This window comes from Streptomyces sp. NPDC093510 (assembly GCF_040683555.1).
GTDB lineage: Bacteria > Actinomycetota > Actinomycetes > Streptomycetales > Streptomycetaceae > Streptomyces.
The window spans coordinates 377,287-393,335 of the sequence record NZ_JBFBEE010000003.1; the positions used below are offsets into that span (position 1 = coordinate 377,287).

General features: G+C 73.4%; 8 protein-coding genes. 4 read left to right on the forward strand and 4 right to left on the reverse strand.

The features are described from left to right. Positions 1-74 precede the first annotated feature (74 nt). The 4 genes from AB0N81_RS06465 (at position 75) to AB0N81_RS06480 (ending at position 13,064) form a co-directional block, all read left to right on the forward strand. Entirely contained in the window at positions 75-1,451 is a 1,377-nt protein-coding gene (locus tag AB0N81_RS06465) for an MFS transporter (RefSeq protein WP_365356189.1), read from the forward strand. Further along, on the forward strand, positions 1,448-4,876 hold the full coding sequence (locus AB0N81_RS06470; protein WP_365356191.1) for a beta-ketoacyl synthase N-terminal-like domain-containing protein: 3,429 nt from the start codon (positions 1,448-1,450) through the stop codon (positions 4,874-4,876). The genes AB0N81_RS06465 and AB0N81_RS06470 overlap by 4 nt, the downstream gene beginning before the upstream one ends. Beyond that, positions 4,873-12,381, forward strand: a complete 7,509-nt coding sequence (locus AB0N81_RS06475) for a MupA/Atu3671 family FMN-dependent luciferase-like monooxygenase (protein ID WP_365356193.1) — start codon at positions 4,873-4,875, stop codon at positions 12,379-12,381. The genes AB0N81_RS06470 and AB0N81_RS06475 overlap by 4 nt, the downstream gene beginning before the upstream one ends. A 179-nt stretch (positions 12,382-12,560) precedes the next feature. After that, on the forward strand, positions 12,561-13,064 hold the full coding sequence (locus tag AB0N81_RS06480) for a hypothetical protein (RefSeq protein ID WP_365356194.1): 504 nt from the start codon (positions 12,561-12,563) through the stop codon (positions 13,062-13,064). Positions 13,065-13,082: 18 nt separating this feature from the next. Here AB0N81_RS06480 and AB0N81_RS06485 read toward each other — a convergent pair whose 3' ends face one another. The 4 genes from AB0N81_RS06485 to AB0N81_RS06500 all read right to left on the reverse strand — a co-directional run bounded on the left by AB0N81_RS06485 (position 13,083) and on the right by AB0N81_RS06500 (position 16,026). Continuing rightward, the gene (locus AB0N81_RS06485) at positions 13,083-13,799 is read right to left on the reverse strand and encodes a hypothetical protein (RefSeq protein WP_365356196.1); all 717 of its coding nucleotides are present in this window, start codon (positions 13,797-13,799) and stop codon (positions 13,083-13,085) included. 100 nt (positions 13,800-13,899) lie between these two features. Beyond that, positions 13,900-14,442, reverse strand: coding sequence for an MOSC domain-containing protein (locus tag AB0N81_RS06490; protein WP_365356198.1), 543 nt, complete (start codon positions 14,440-14,442; stop codon positions 13,900-13,902). Between the two features lie 84 nt (positions 14,443-14,526). Further along, positions 14,527-15,294 (reverse strand): class I SAM-dependent methyltransferase, encoded by a 768-nt coding sequence (locus tag AB0N81_RS06495; RefSeq protein WP_365356199.1) that lies wholly within the window; start codon positions 15,292-15,294, stop codon positions 14,527-14,529. A 183-nt stretch (positions 15,295-15,477) separates the two neighbouring features. Next, positions 15,478-16,026, reverse strand: a complete 549-nt coding sequence (locus AB0N81_RS06500) for a DoxX family membrane protein (RefSeq protein WP_365356200.1) — start codon at positions 16,024-16,026, stop codon at positions 15,478-15,480. Positions 16,027-16,049: the final 23 nt, after the last annotated feature.

Below are 16,049 nucleotides of genomic sequence, written 5' to 3' on the forward strand. Positions count from 1 at the left end.
GTGAAGGCGGTCTCGGCTGAGCGGCAGCCGTGCACGTTTCGAATGGCAGCCCGGCGCGGACCAGGGGGGAACGCTTGCGGCACTTTCGCCTGCTCGTCGTGGGGAACGGCGTCTCGGCGTACGGCAGTTACCTGAACATGGTCGCCCTGAACGTCTTCGTCTACGAGGTGACCGACAGCGCGCTGGCCGCCGGACTCTTCATGGCCGTACGCCTGTTGACCAGCGTCGTATCCGGCTTTGTGAGCGGACGGCTGGTATCGGCGTACGACCGCAAGAGGTTGATGGTCGGAGCCGATCTGACGCAGTGCGTCGCCATGATAGCGCTGCTGATCGCCCCCGAGGGGGGACGTGCGGGGCTTCTGTACGTACTGGCCGTCGTGACCGGCTTCTGCTCGACCCTGTCGGGCGTCGCACTGCGCAGCAGCATCCCGGAGATCGTCGGCAGCGACCTGCGTATGCGCGCCAACTCCCTCCTCGCGACCGGGCGTTCACTCGCGATGATCGCGGGCTTCGCCTCCGCGGGTGTCGTGGTCGCCCAGCTCGGTTACGTCGCCGCCATCTCCCTGGACGCCGCCACCTTCGCTGTCTCCGCGTGCGTGCTGCTCTCGCTGCCGATCCGTACGCGGGCAGAGGCGGTCGAGGGAACCGAGGGAACTGGCGGGGCCGTCGGTGAGGAGTCGACGGCATCGGATGCCAAGAAGGCGGCGGCGCGTGACGCGCGGCGCGGGCCCGGTGCCGGGGCGTTCCTGCTGCTGCGGGCCGCCCCCGTCCTCGCGCTCATGATCGCGCTCAGAGCCGCCGACGGTCTCGGCTCCTCGTCCCACAACGTGGCCCTGCCCGTCTACTCCAGCGACCTCGACCCGTCCCACCCGGCCACGTTCGTCAGCCAGTTCTGGGCGACGTGGGCCATCGGCAACATCGTCATGCAGCAGGTGTGCGGGCGGTGGGCGGGGCGCGGCGGTCGGCAGGGGCCGGGGGAGCGGGCGTTCGCCGTCGGGGCCTGCGTGATGTCGGTCGCGTTCATCGTGGTCTTCGCCGGGCTGCCCACGGGTGTGGCGGTCGCGGCCGCCCTGGTCGCGGGCATGGCCGACGGGCTCACCGAGATCGCCTACGTCACCCGCCTCCAGGCGGCACCCGACGAGCAGCGCGGCCGGCTCTTCGGGCTCTCCGCGTCGGTCGAGAACACCGGATTCGGGCTGGGGATGCTGGTCAGCGGTGCGCTGCTCGACCGCTTCTCGCCGCTCCAAGTGGTGGGTCTGCTGCACGGCCTCGCGATCGCACTGTGCCTCGGGATGTTCGCCGTCATGGTGCGCCAGGGCCGGGAGAGCAAGGCGGTGACCGCCCCGGCGGAACGGGACGTGGCGCCGCCACCGAAGAGCGGAGGCCCTGTCGGGGGCGGGAAAGCCGTCGAGGGCGAGAGGCACGAGGAGAGCGGGAGTGAGGTCCGATGATCCCCGTCGGCCGTGACGCCGTAGCAGTCGTCGGCATGTCCTTCCGGCTGCCCGGCGCGGACACGCCGGAGGAGTTCTGGCACACGATCCGCACCGGCGCCGACCGCATCCGCCGCTTCACCGACGCCGAACTCGCGGCCGCCGGAGTGCCCGAAGAGGAGTACCGCGCCGAGGAGTTCGTCGGGGCGAGCGGAATCCTCGACGACATCGCCGGCTTCGACGCGGGATTCTTCGGGATGAGCGCCCACGAGGCGCGGATCACCGACCCGCAGCACCGGCTGTTCCTGGAGTGCGTGCACCACGCGCTGGAGAACGCCGGCTACGCGGGCGGGCACGAGGGCGGCCCCGGGGAGCACGGCGGTCACGACGTCGGCGTGTACGCCAGCACCGGCTACCACCTCTACTCCCTCCAGACCTATCTGCAGAACAACGTCCTCCAGGGCGGCATCGCCGACTGGGTCGCCGGACTCCAGGTCACCGTCGGCAACTTCACCGACTTCACCGCCAACCGTGCCGCCTACCGCCTCGGCCTGACAGGCCCGGCCGTCAACGTCCAGACGGCGTGCTCCAGTTCGCTCACCGCGGTGTACCTCGCGGCGCAGTCCGTGGTCGCCGGGGAGTGCGACATCGCTGTCGCCGGGGCCACCGCCCTCCACGTGCCGCAGGTGCTCGGCTACCAGTACGTCAAGGGCTCCATCCTCTCCAAGAGCGGCTACCTGCGGCCCTTCGACGCCGACGCGGACGGCACGGTCGGCGGCACAGGAGTCGTGGCGGTGGTGCTCAAGCGCCTCGACCGGGCCGTCGCGGACGGTGACCACATCCACGGCGTCATCAGGGGCTGGGGCGTCAACAACGACGGCGCGGACAAGAAGGCGTTCACCGCGCCCAGCGCGGACGGCCAGCGGGGAGCGATCCGCCGCGCCCTGAAGCGGGCGGGCGTCGGCGCAGAGACCATCGGCTACCTGGAGACGCACGGGACCGGCACGTTCAAGGGCGACCCCATCGAGTTCGAGGGCGCCACCGCCGCGTTCCGCGCCGACACCGACCGCACCGGCTACTGCGCGCTCGGCTCGGTCAAGGCCAACATCGGTCACCTCGACGTGTGTTCGGGACTCGCGAGCCTCGTCAAGGCGCTCCTCGTGCTGCGGCACGGCGTCATCCCGCCGATGGCCAACTTCCGCCGCCCCAACCCCGCCCTGGACCTCGCGAACAGCCCGTTCCACATCCCCGACACCGCACGCCCGTGGCCGAGGGGCGACGTGCCGCGCAGGGCCTGCGTCAGCTCGTTCGGCGTCGGCGGCACCAACGTCCACGTCGTCCTGGAGGAGGCCCCCGAGCCCGCACCCCGACCGTCCGACGCCCCGCGGACGCCGGGCGTCCTCGTGGTCGCGGGCCACACGGAGGAGGCGCTCACCGCCAACGCCGAGGCCCTGCGCGACCACCTGCGCGCCCACCCCACGACACACCACGCCGACCTCGTGACCACGCTGGCCCTCGGCCGCGCCCACCGCAGGCACCGTCTCGCGGTCCGCGGCGACTCCGTGGCCGCGCTCACCGCCGCCCTGGACGACTGGCTGGCGCGGCCGCCGTCGCGGGCGCCGGGCGCGGGCGGCGCCGGGTTCCTCTTCACGGGGCAGGGCAGCCTCCACCGGGGTGCGGCGCGCGCTCTCCACGAGCGCTTTCCCGTCGTACGCGAGGTCCTGGACGCCTGTGAACGGCAGTACGCCGAGCTCACCGGCGGGGACAGCCTCCTTGCCCCGCTCCTCGGCACCCGCCCCGGCGATGGGAACGGAAGCGGGAGCGGGGCCGGGGACGGGAACGGGGCCGGGGACGGGAGCGGGGCCTGGGACGGGAGCATGCCCGCGGGGGAGCCGGTCCGCGACACGGGCGTGGCGCAACCCGCGCTCTTCGCCCTGCAGTGCGCGCTCGTCCGCCTGTGGCGCGAGGCGGGCGTCGCGCCGGACGTGGTGGCCGGACACAGCGTGGGGGAGTACGGCGCGCTGCACGCGGCGGGCGTGCTGAGCGTCGAGGACGGGCTGCGGCTGACCACCGGGCGCGGCCGGCTCATGCGGCTCCGGTGCGAGCCCGGCGCGATGGTCGCGGTCCCGGTGGACCCGGCCACGGCGGAGCGACTCGCCGCCGAGGTGCCCGGAGTGGAGCTCGCCGTCACCAACGGCAGCCACAATCAGGTGCTCGCGGGCCCGGCGGCCGCCATGGAACGCCTGACGGGGCTGCTCGCCGAACGCGGCGTCCACGCACGGGAACTGCCGGTCGGGCACGCCTTCCACACCGCCCTCATGGACCCGGTACTCGACGGGCTGCGGGAGCTGGTCGCCGACGTGGCGCCGCGGCCGGCCGACGTGCCGTTCGTGAGCGGCCTGGACGGGCGCACCCGGCCCGTCGGCTGGGTGCCGGACGCCGACTACTTCGTACGGCAGGCACGTGAGCGGGTGCGTTTCGCGGACGTACTGCGGGAGTTGGGGGCGGCCTCGTATGACGGCGTGGGCGCGCTGGTGGAGATCGGCCCGCACACGACGCTCAGCGGGCTCGCGCGCCGGGAGCTCCCGGGCCGGGCCGCCCTGCCGTCGCTGCGGCGCGGCGCCGGGCTCGAACCGCTGTGGGACGCGGCCGCCGGTCTGTACCGGGCCGGGGCGCCCGTCGCCTGGCGGGCGTTCATGGGCGGGTCGGGACGCAGAGTCCCCCTGCCCGGATACCGATTCCAGCACAAGCACTACTGGACAGGGCCGGAGAACTCTCTTCCCCGGCCCGCACAACCCGTACAAGCGGCAAGGGATGGGGCGGAAGTGGCACAGGACGAGGCAGCGGTCGAGCGCGTGCTCCAGCACATCATCAAGGTCACCGCGAAGCACCTCAGCTACGACACGAGCGAGATAGCCGAGGACGCTTCCTTCTTCGACCTGGGCGCGGACTCGCTCCAGATGATCGGAGTCCTCCGGGAGCTGGAGGAGGAGCACCGGGTCAAGGTGTCGATGCGGGAGCTCTTCGAGGAGGCGGGCACGGCCAGGGGGCTCGCGGTGATCATCGCGGGGAAGGCGGCGGCGGAGCAGGCGGTGGCGGGGCAGGCGGTGGCAGGGCGTACCGAGCCGCTGCCCGAGCCGCTGCCCGAGTCGCCGGTCCACGCGGCTCCCGTGGCTGCCCCGGCCTACGCGCCCGCCCCGGCCCCTCTGGCCCCCGCGCCCGTCCCGGCGCCCCGGGAGACGGTCACCGCGCCCACGGCCGTGCCCGTGTCCGTGCCCGTGCCCGCTGCCGTGCCGCCCGCCCGGGCGGCATCCACCGAGTACGCCACCCGGCAGGAGGTCGACGACCTCGTGCGCCAGGTGCACCAGCTCTCCCAGATGCAGCTGCAACTCATGGGCCAGCTCACGCGGCTGCTGGACGCCCAGACCACGCGGACCGACCGATGAGCGCGCACCGGGGCTCCGTCTCCGCCGCCGTCGACCAGGACCTCGCCGCGATGGCCGAGCTCTCACAGCGCATCACCCGGCAGCTGGCGGCCCCGACGGCCCCGACGGCCCCGGCGGCCGAGGAAGCGCGGGTCGAGGAGACGCAGGTCGAGGAGACGCGGGCCGAGGAGGCGCAGGCCACCCCGCGCCCCGCCCAGCACGGCCCCCGCCTGGAAGTCGCCCGTGGCTCCGGCATGCTCCGCGGCAACGCCTCCGCGTCCCAGCGGGCCCACCTCGACGACCTCGTCCGCCGCTACACCGCGAAGACGCCCACCTCGAAGAGCATCACCCAGCGCTACCGCCGCGTGCTCGCCGACAGCAGGGCGGCGGTCGGCTTCCGCAGCACCACGAAGGAGATGCTGTACCCCATCGCGGGGCGGCGGGCGAAGGGCTCCTCGCTGGAGGACATCGACGGCAACCGCTACGTCGACATCACCATGGGCTTCGGCGTCCTGCTCTTCGGCCACGAGCCCGCCTTCGTCACCGAAGCGGTCCGCGAACACCTCTCGCGCGGCATCCAGCTCGGCCCGCGCAACGTGGAGACCGGCGAGGCCGCCGAACTGCTCGCCGAGCTGACCGGCATGCAGCGCGTCGCCTTCGCCAACTCCGGTACGGAGGCGAACTCCGCGGCCATCCGGCTCGCCCGCGCCGCCACCGGGCGCTCCCGCATCATCACCTTCGAGGGCGCCTACCACGGTCACAACGACAACGTCCTCGGCCGCTCCCCGCGCACCGGCGGCGAGGGTCTGACCACCGTCCCGATGTCCGCGGGCGTCCCGCACAACGCCGTCGCCGACCTGCTCGTCCTGCCGTACGGCAGCGAGGAGAGCCTCGCCGTCATCGAGCAGCAGGCCGCCGACATCGCGGCGGTCGTCGTGGAGCCGGTGCAGAGCCGTCACCCGTCGCTGCGGCCCGCCGAGTTCGTGCGCCGCCTGCGTGAACTGACGCGGCGGCACGGCATCGTGCTGCTCTTCGACGAGATGCTGACCGGCTTCCGTCCCGCGCCGCGCGGCGCCCAGGAGCTCTACGGCGTCACGCCCGACCTGGCCACGTACGGAAAGCTGCTCGGCGGCGGCTTCCCCATCGGGGCGATCGCGGGCCGGGCCGACATCATGGACGGCATCGACGGCGGCCACTGGACGTACGGCGACGACAGCTACCCGCGGGCCGACACCACGTTCTTCGGCGGTACGTACATCCAGCACCCGGTGTCGATGGTCGCCACCCGCGCCGTACTGGCCCACCTCAAGGAGCACAGCCCGCGGCTCCAGGAACGCCTGAACGCCCGCACCGACGACATGGCCGCCACCCTCAACGCCTTCTTCGAGGCCGAGGGGTTCGCCCTGAGCATGAGCCACTTCGGCTCGATGTTCCGCTTCGAGCACCGCGCGGACATGGAACTGCTCTACCACCACCTCATGCTGCGCGGCGTGCACGTGTGGGAGTGGCGGAACTTCTTCCTGTCCACCGAACACTCCGACGGCGACGTCGAGTTCATCGTGGACGCGGTGAAGGACTCGCTGCGGGAGCTGCGCGCGGCGGGTTTCCCCCTCGGAAGCCCCACCGCCTCAATTCCTACTCCTATTCGTACTCCTACTCCTACTCCTACTCCTACTAGTACTCGTACTCCCGCTCCCGCCGCCAAGCCGCAGGCCATGGCCTGGAACAGCGCGGCCGCCGTTCAGCCGGAGCGGCCGAAGCAGTCGCAGCAGCCGGAGCGGCCGAAGCGGCCGGCACCCGCCCGGCCCCGCCCTCTCGACTTCGGTGTCTACTTCTTCGGCGACTACCCGCAGGACGAGGCGGCCCCGCGGCACGGCAAGTACGACCACCTCCTGGAGACGGCCCGGTTCGCCGACCGCAACGGCTTCCACTCCCTGTGGATTCCCGAGCGGCACTTCCACTCCTTCGGGGGCCTGTTCCCCAACCCCGTCGTGCTCGCCGCCGCACTCGCCCGCGAGACCAGTCGCATCCGCATCAACGCGGGCTCGGTGGTGCTGCCGCTGCACGACCCGATCCGCGTCGCCGAAGAGTGGTCGATGGTCGACAACCTCTCAGGCGGCCGCATCGGCATCGGCTGCGCCGGCGGCTGGAACGCCAACGACTTCGTCTTCTTCCCCGAGCGCTTCGGCGCGCACCGGGAGCTGATGTACGAACAGGTGGCCCAGGTACGGCAGTTGTGGCGGGGCGAGCCGGTGCGCCGCACCACCGGGAACGGCGAGAGCGACCTGCGGCTGTTCCCCCGGCCCGTCCAGGACGCGCCGCCGATGTACACGGCCGTGGTCGGCAACCCGGCGTCGTACGAGCTGGCCGCACGCCACGACGTGGGCATCGTCACCAACCTCATGACGCAGAGCGTGGAACAGCTCCGCGACAACGTCGCGCTCTACCGCCGCACGCGCGCCGAGTGCGGCCTCGACCCGGACGCCGGGCACGTCGCCGTGCTGCTGCACACCTACCTCGCCGAGGACCACGCGACGGCCCGTGCCGAGGCGCGCGAGCCGCTGTCGCGGTACATGCGCTCCTCCCTCTCCCTCTTCGGGAACGTCGCCAACAGCCTGGGCCAGAACATCGACCTGTCGGCGATGACCGAGGACGACCTGGACGTGGTCTTCCGCCGCGCCTACGACCGCTACTGCGACCAGCGGGCCCTCATCGGCAGCCCCCAGAGCGTGCGGCCCGTGGTGGACGCGGTGCGGGCCGCGGGCGCCGACGAGGTCGTCGGGCTCGTCGACTTCGGCGTCGCGCCCACCGCGCTGCGGGACGGCCTGGTCCACTTCGACGGGCTGCGCCGCGCGTACGTGGCGCCCCCGGAGCGGGAGCCCGAGCCTGTTCCTGGCGCGGAGCCGGTGGCCGACCGCGGGGCACCCCTGTCGCCGGGCCAGCAGCGGGTCTGGTTCCTGGAGCGGATGCTGCCGGGCCGTACCGCGTACAACGAGACCAAGGCCATCGAGCTCGAAGGGCCGCTCGACGTCCCCGCGCTGCGCGCCGCCCTGGGCGACCTCGCCGCACGGCACGAGCAGCTGCGCACCGTGTTCCGCGAAGTGACAGGCGAGGCACGGCAGTTCACCCTGCCGCCGGGCCCGGTGGACTTCGAGGTCGTCGACGGCACAGGTGCGGGCGCCGGCGACCCCGTCGCCGACGTGCTCGGGGCGGAGAGCGGGCGCCGCTTCGATCTGGCGAACGGCCCGCTGTTCGTCACGCGTCTCGTCCGTCTCGGCGAGCGGCGGCACGTCCTCGTCCTCTCCCTGCACCACATCGTGATGGACGCGGCCTCGGCGGCCGTGCTCGCCCGCGACGTCTCCGCGCTCTACCGCGCGCACCTGCCGGGCGCCCCCGCCGCGGACCTGCCCGCCCTCACCCGCACCTACGCCGATCACGCCCGCGGGCAGCTCGACTCGCTCGGCGGCCCGAAGGCGGCCGAGGACCTCGCGTACTGGAAGAAGGCGCTCGACGGCGACCTGCCCGTCCTGGAGCTGCCCGCCGACCGCCCCAGGCCCGCCGTCATGACCTCCAACGGCCGCGCCCTGTTCCGCACACTCGAACCCGAACTGGCCGGACGTATAAGGAAGTTCGCGCGCGAGCGACGCAGCACCCTCTTCATGACCCTGCTCGCCGGGTACGCGGCCGCGCTGCGCCAGGTCACCGGCCAGGACGACCTCGTCATCGGCACACCCATGTCCGACCGCACGCCCGAGTACGAGAACGTGGTCGGCTTCTTCGTCAACACCCTCGCACTGCGCCTCGACCTCTCCGGCGACCCGGACTTCGGCACGCTCCTGGACCGGGTGCGCGGGGTGGCCCTGGACGCGTACGACCACGCGGACGTGCCCTTCGAGGCGGTCGTAAGGGAGTTGGCGCCGCCTCGCGCGCTCGACCGGACGCCCGTCTTCCAGACGCTCGCCGAGTTCGAGACCGGCGACCCCTTCCGCTTCGACCTGCCAGGCGTGCGGGCGACACCGCTCGACTCGGGGCCCGACAAGGCGCTGACGGACCTCAGCGTGTACTTCACCGACCAGCCCGACGGCATCCGCTGCCATCTGGAGTACCACACCGACCTCTTCGACGAGGCGACGGTCGACGCGCTCTTCGCGACGTTCCGGGACGTTCTCGCGGAGGCGGCCGGGGGCACGGCCGCGGTGCCGCGGGAGTGGCGGCACGGGCCCGCCCGGCAGCGGACGCGCAGCACCGTCGACTCCCTCACGTCGCGCTGGGCCGCCGTCGCCCCGGCACGCCCCGCCGTGGTCAGCGGTGAAGAGGTCCTGACGTACGGGGAGTTGGAGACGCGCGCCGAGCGGCTCGCGGCGGCGCTGCGGGCCGCCGGCGGAGGGGGCGCGCCGGTCGCGCTCTGGCTGCCGCGCGGCACCGGCCTGATCGTGGCCATGCTCGCGGCTCTCAAGGCGGGACGCGGGTACGTGCCGCTGGACCCCGGCCAGGGCAGGGCACGGGCCGAGACCATCCTGACGGAGAGCGGCGCACGGATCCTGGTGGTGGACGGCGCGGAGGACGGGAACACGGGCGTACGTCCCACGTGCCCGGCCGGGACGAAGCTGCTCGACCTCACCGCCACCGCCACCTCCGCTGCCTCCCTCACTGAGAGCGGTCCGGCGGAGCCCAGCTCCCCCGAGTCCCTCTGCTTCGCGATCTACACCTCCGGCAGCACCGGCACCCCCAAGGGCGTCGCCGTCCCGCACCGGGCCGTCGTGGACCTGTGCCAGTGGCACCACGAGCGCTTCGGGTTCACCGCGGACGACCGCAGCGCCGCCGTCTGCAGCCAGGGCTTCGACGCGGCCGCGCTGGAGATCTGGCCCGCGCTGACCGCGGGCGCGACGGTCGTCGTGGCGGACGAGACGATCCGCAGGGACCCGGCCGCGCTGGCCCGCTGGTACGCGGACCGGCGGATCACCTTCTCCATCCTGCCGACGGCCCTCGGCGAGGCGGTCCTCACTCTCCCCACGTCACAACAGCCCCCGCTGCGGCACCTGTTGCTGGGCGGCGACGTGTTGCGCACCCGCCCGCGCCCCGGCGTCCCGTACGAGACGGTGAACGTCTACGGCCCCACCGAGGTGACGGTGCTGTGCACGGTCGCGACCGTGGAACCGCACGCTCCCGAGGGGCCCGTCCCGATCGGCCGCCCCGTCGACAACGTCACCCTGCGGGTGCTGGACGCGCGCGGCCGGGAGGTGCCCGCCGGTGAGGTGGGAGAGCTGTACGTCGGCGGACCAGGCGTGGCGACCGGCTACCTCGGCCGGCCCGACCTCACGGCGGAGCGCTTCGTCGACGACCCGCTGGGCACGGAAGGGCGGATGTACCGCACCGGCGACCTGGTCCGCTGGACCGGCGACGGCGCGCTGGAGTTCCGCGGCCGGGCCGACGACCAGGTGAAGATACGCGGCCACCGCGTCGAACCCGAGGAGGTCACCCGTGCCCTCGGCGGCCTGGCGGAGGTCCGCGAGGCACTCGTCCTGGCCCGCCGCGACCGGCGGGGCGAGGCCCGCCTCGCCGCCTACGTCGTGCCCGCGTCGGCCGCCGCCGGGCAAGGACAGGAGCTCGCCGACCGGCTGACGGCCGAGCTGGCGGCACGCCTGCCGGACCACCTGGTGCCCCATGCCTGGACCGTGCTGTCCGGGCTCCCGTACTCCGCCAACGGCAAGGTGGACAGGGCCGCGCTGCCCGCTCCCGCCCTGACCACCTCGACCGCCGCCCCGGCACGCCCGGTGACGACGGACGTCGAGGCCCGCCTCAAGCGGCTCTGGGCCGAGGAGTTCGAGGTGGACGCGGCGGCGATCGCCTCCGACGCCTCCTTCTTCGAGCTGGGCGGCCACTCGATCACGGCCATCCGGCTGGCGAACGCCGTCCGGGAGGAGTTCGGTACGGAGTACCCCGTGGCCCGCTTCTACGAGGAGCCGACGCTACGGGCGATGGCGGCGTTCCTGGCGGGAGACGCAGGGGGAGCGGCGGGCTCCGAGAGCGGGGCAGGCTCCGGGGACGGGGCAGGCTCCGGGAACGGGGCAGGCTCCAGGGACGGGGCAGACTTCGGGAGCGAAGCAGGCTCCAAGGGCGGGACAGCCTCCGGGGACGGGACAGGCTCCGGGAACCGGGCAGACTCCGGGAGCGAAGCAGGCTCCGGGGACGGGGCAGACTCCGGGAACGGGGCAGGGCAGGACGACGTGCCGGCCCGCGCCCCCGTCACCGCCCAGCAGGGCGCCTTCATCACGCGCCACCGCACGCACCCCCGCCCGCAGATCTACAACGTGGCGATGCGGCTCACCCTGACGGGGGCACTGGACGTACCGGCCCTGCGGACCGCGCTGACCCGGCTCGTCGCCCGGCACGAGGCGTTGCGCACACGCTTCGTGGAGGACGGCGGGGAGTGGTGGCAGGAGGCGCTGCACCCCCGGGCGGTGGAGCTCCCGGAGGAGGACCTGTTCGCGCGGCACGGCTCGGCGGCCGCCGCCGAGGAGGAGGCGGAACGCGCGGCGGCGGGGACAGCGGCGACACCGTTCGACATCGACGCCGAACTCGCCCCGGTCCTGCGCCTGTTGCGCACCGGTGAGGACCGGTGGGTGCTGCTCTTCGTCCTGCACCACGCGGCCTGCGACGGCTGGTCGGTCAGCATCCTGTTGCGCGAACTGGCCGCGCTGTACCGGGCGGCGACGACAGGAACCCCGCACGGCCTCCCGGAGGACGTCCCGCAGCCGGGCGACTACGCGCGCTGGCAGCGCGAGCAGAGCCGCACGCGGGACAAGGGCCGCCTGGTCGATTACTGGACGCGCCAGTTGAAGGGCGCCTCCTTCGGCATGCCGCTGCCGCTGGACAGGCCCCGCCCCGCGGAGCTGAGCGGGGCGGGCGACGTGGTCCTGTTCACGGTGGACCGGGCCGTGCGTGCCGATGTCGAGGCGCTGGCGCGACGGCACCGCACGACGCCCTTCGTGGTGACGGCGGCCGCGCTGGCGCGGCTGGTCGCGGAGGTGGGGGAGGGGCCGGACGTGGTGCTCGGCATCTCCTACGCCAACCGTGAGCGGCGCGAGTTCGAGGCACTCGCCGCCTGCACGGTGTCGTCCTTCACGCTGCGGGTGCGGGGCGGCGAGGCCGCGTCGTTCGGGGAGCTGGTGGACCAGGTGGCGCGCGGCGCGGTCGGCGCCATCGACCATGCCGCGCCGATCCGCGCGGTGGCCGCGGACGTGAGCGCGGCGCTGGGGACCGAGGTGCCCGAACGGCTGCCGCTCGGCTTCCAGTACCAGAGCTCGCTGGAGACGGAGATCGAACTGCCGGGCGTCGTCACGGCGGTCGAGGACCTCGCGGTCCCGGGCGCGCGCTCCGAGTTCAACTTCGGTCTGATCCCCACGGGGGACGTGCTCTCCGGGTATCTGGAGTACTCGACCGACCTGTGGGACCGGGCCACGGTCGAGGCGTGGACGGGCGCGTACGTCGAGCTCCTGGCGAGGGAGGCGAGGGAGGCGAGGTAAACCGGGGAGCGGTGGGGGCCGTGGCGACCGGAATTGGTCGTGACATGTCAAAAATCATGGAGTCCGGCCTTGTCGCCCCAAGGCCCCTGTGCATCAATGGGCAACGATCCCGCGCGCTGACTACCCGTCAGGTACCGCATCCCCCCTCGCTCCCCCCACCTCATGAAGGCAGGTCCTCCATGCGAAACGGCAGCAGGCACGGCAGGCACAGCAGGCTCGGCGGACTCGGCAGAGGCATCGGCTCGGCGCTGGGTGTCGGCGCCCTCGCCGTCGGCGCGCTCGCGATGGCACCGGCGGCCGGTGCCGTCGAGCCGCAGAGCGCCACCCTCTCGTTCGACTGCGGATCGTACGGTTCCGGGACGGCGACCCTCACCGCCGCCCAGGACGGCACCAACGCGACCATCGACGTGTCCACCTCGGCGATAACGGCCCCGATCGACCTCGGGGCGGGCTCCGTCAACTCGACCCTCACCCTCACCAAGAACGGCACGGGGACGACCGACTTCACCGGCAGCTCCAACCCGGCCATCCCGGCCGGCGGCGCCATCTCCACCGGACCGCTCACCGGAACCGTCGCCGCGGGCGACAGTCTGGAAGGGAAGTCCCTGCGCATAGTGGTCTTCGGTCTCACCGTGACCTGCAACGCCACGTCGGCCCAGTCGCCGGGCCCGTTCGTGTTCTGAGGGCCCGCTCCAACGCTCTCAGACCCCGGCGAGGGGGCGCCAGAACTGCTGCGCCCCCTCGCCGCGTACGACGAAACCGAGGCCCCGCACGGTCTCCGCCAGGTCCCTGGCGTCCTGCGGGGCCTTCCGCTTCAGCGCCGCCTTCCGCGCGGCGAGCAGCGCGTGGACCTCGGCGGGCAGGTCGGGGGTGCCGGGAATCCAGCGGTGGAACAGCGACGCGTGCGGGTCGGCGTCCCGCCACGGGTAGCCGTGCGCGCGGAACGCCCCGGCCAGCGCGGCGGCGCGCGGCCCGTGCTCCTCCCGTACGAGCTCACCGGAGTCCGCGCCGAGCAGCACGAGCTGCTTGCCGTCGAGGAACACCGCCGACACATCGGCGCGCTCGAAGCTCCACGTCCGGCCGTCCCGCTCGACGTGCACCAGCGCGTCGCTCAGCTTCAGCGTCGCCGTCTCGGCGATCGCCGTGAAGGCGAGGGCGAGTCCGGCCACCAGACCGGCGGCCATGACGAGCGCGGTCTGCCAGGGCGCGTCGAACCTGCCGATGAACTCGATGCCGTCCCGCCACGGCAGCACCGGCGACCCGGACGCCCAGCGGGCGAGCCGCGGCACCACGAGGCCGAGCAGCAGCCCGAGGACGGGCAGGCCGACGAGCAGCAGAAGCAGATCGCTCCGTGGATGCCCGAGTTCCGTGGTCCCGCCCCGTGCGTCCCGCGCCCCGCCGAGCTCTTTGCCCGCCATCTCATGGACTCCGTTCCGTCGATCGTCTTCATCGAAGACGCTAGGAGCGGGGCGGGGTCCGGCACAGCCGCCGAAAGTCGCGCACGGCCCTACTTCGGTATCAGACCTTTTCGAGCGGGCGGTGCGGGCCCTCCGGCAGGACGGTCTCGATCGCGTCGCCGGGACGGATCTCGCCGCCCCGCAGGACCACGCTCATCACCCCGGCCTTGTAGACGACGGCCCCCGACGCGTCACGGCCGACGACCTTCTTCATCAGGCCCGCCTGGAACGCGTCGATCTGGCGGCACGGGTTGCGCAGACCCGTGATCTCGACGACGGCGTCGGCACCGATGTGCAGGAGCGCGCCGACGGGCAGGCCGAGCAGGTCGATGCCGCGCGTGGTGATGTTCTCGCCGAGCTCGCCGGGCGCCACGGTGAAGCCGTCGTCCGCCAGCTCGTCGAAGAGCTCCTCGTGCATGAGGTGGACCTGGCGGAGGTTCGGCTGGTCCGGGTTCTGCGCGACACGGAAGCGGTGCTTCACCTTCGTACCGGCATGCACGTCGCCCTCGACGCCGAGGCCCGCGAGCAGTGTCACGCTCTCACGGTTCGGCTTGGTGAAGGAGTACGTTCCGTTGCTGCTGACCGCGGTGACCCTGGCGCCCATGGTGCGAGCCCCCTGTTCCGTTCGATTCGATCCGTGAGGGGTAGGAGCCTGTGCCAGGCTCCTACCGCGCGACCCTAACCCGCCTCAGCCGACCGGCACCAAGGTCAGGTATGCGATGCCGAGCACCCGGCGGTAGCCGCGCAGCCAGGACGAACGCTGTGCGTCGACGCGTGCGCGGGTCTCGGCGGCCAGCGCGTGGCCGGGGTGCGCGGCCAGCCACTCCTCGACGTCGGAGCGGTAGCCGGACTCGAACTCCTCCCACTCCTCGGCGCTCGCCGTCTCCACCCACAGCGGGCGGAACCCCGCCTCGATCGCCGCGTCCACCAGGTCGCCCAGCGACAGGTGCTCGCCCGCGTCGGCGTCCGGCCACATCGCGGCGAGCTCCGCCGCGGTGGGCTCGCGCTGCCAGAACCCCTCACCGAGCACGACGCGCCCGCCCGGGTTGACCAGGCGCCGCAGCGTGCGCAGCGCCTCGATCGTCGTCCGGGGCGGCTCGGCGGAGCTGAGGGCCTGGCTCGCGCCGAGACACAGCACGAGGTCGGCGGGGCCGCGGGTGGTGTCCGTCGCCGATTCCTCGGCGAAGACGACCCGTCCGTCCAGCCCGCGCTCCTTGCCGTTCGCGCGGCCGCGGTCCAGATCCTCGGCCTTGATGTCGACGCCGACGCCGACCGCCTCCGGCACGGCTTCCAGAACGCGGAGCAGCAACTCGCCCCAGCCGCAGCCGATGTCGAGCACGCTCCGGGGCCCGGCCGCGGCCAGCCGCCCGACCAGCCGGTCCGCGCGCTCCTCGGAGAGCGGCCCGTGGAAGGTGAGCCGGGTGAGCCGCGGGGGATGATCGCTGTCAGTGGTCATGACCGCGCACGCTAACGGACCACCCGACGCCCCAACCATCAATTTTCGCCCGCTCACCGCCCTGGGCCCGCTCACCGCCTTGGGCCCGCTTGCCGCCCTGGGTCCACCCGTCGCCCCGGGCCCACCCGTCGCCCCGGGCCCGCCCGCCGACGCGGCGCCCCGGCTGCCCCTCGTCCCCTACCCCTATCCCTCCTCCGCCCCCGCCCCCGCCTCCGCCGCCCGGACGTTCCTCTTCCGGGCGCCCAGTGTCGCCAGTACCCCGACCGCTGTGCCGGTGATCGCGGCCGGGACCATCCAGGCGCGGTTGAGGGAGTGGCCGAGGGCGTGGTCGGCGGAGTAGCGGCCGGGGCCCGTGACGGCGAGGGCGGCGGAGACCATGCCGAGGAACGCCGGGTACTCGTAGCCGCCGCCCTGGCTGAAGAAGCCGTTCGGCGCGTGCACGGCCGCGGCGCCCGCCATCGCGCCCGCCGCCGCCGACCCCGCCGCGGGGGTCGCGAGGCCGAGGGCGAGGAGTACGCCGCCGCCCGCCTCGGCGAGGCCCGCGACGACCGCGTTCGCCTTGCCGGGCGCGTAGCCGACGGACTCCATGAAGGCGCCGGTGCCCTCGACACCACCGCCCCCGAACCAGCCGAACAGCTTCTGGGCGCCGTGTGCGGCGAGCACTCCGCCGGTGCCCGCGCGGAGCAGCAGCAGCCCGAGGTCTCGTCGGTCCAGGCACGAGCAGGTGGTCATGGGGAACTCCCGGTTCGGCCCCT

Bases quoted from the DNA above. Each gene is read 5' to 3' on its own strand.
- AB0N81_RS06495 (WP_365356199.1), bottom strand. From the start codon at position 15,294: ATGACCACTGACAGCGATCATCCCCCGCGGCTCACCCGGCTCACCTTC.
- AB0N81_RS06470 (WP_365356191.1), top strand. From the start codon at position 1,448: ATGATCCCCGTCGGCCGTGACGCCGTAGCAGTCGTCGGCATGTCCTTC.
- AB0N81_RS06480 (WP_365356194.1), top strand. From the start codon at position 12,561: ATGCGAAACGGCAGCAGGCACGGCAGGCACAGCAGGCTCGGCGGACTC.
- AB0N81_RS06490 (WP_365356198.1), bottom strand. From the start codon at position 14,442: ATGGGCGCCAGGGTCACCGCGGTCAGCAGCAACGGAACGTACTCCTTC.
- AB0N81_RS06475 (WP_365356193.1), top strand. From the start codon at position 4,873: ATGAGCGCGCACCGGGGCTCCGTCTCCGCCGCCGTCGACCAGGACCTC.
- AB0N81_RS06485 (WP_365356196.1), bottom strand. From the start codon at position 13,799: ATGGCGGGCAAAGAGCTCGGCGGGGCGCGGGACGCACGGGGCGGGACC.
- AB0N81_RS06500 (WP_365356200.1), bottom strand. From the start codon at position 16,026: ATGACCACCTGCTCGTGCCTGGACCGACGAGACCTCGGGCTGCTGCTG.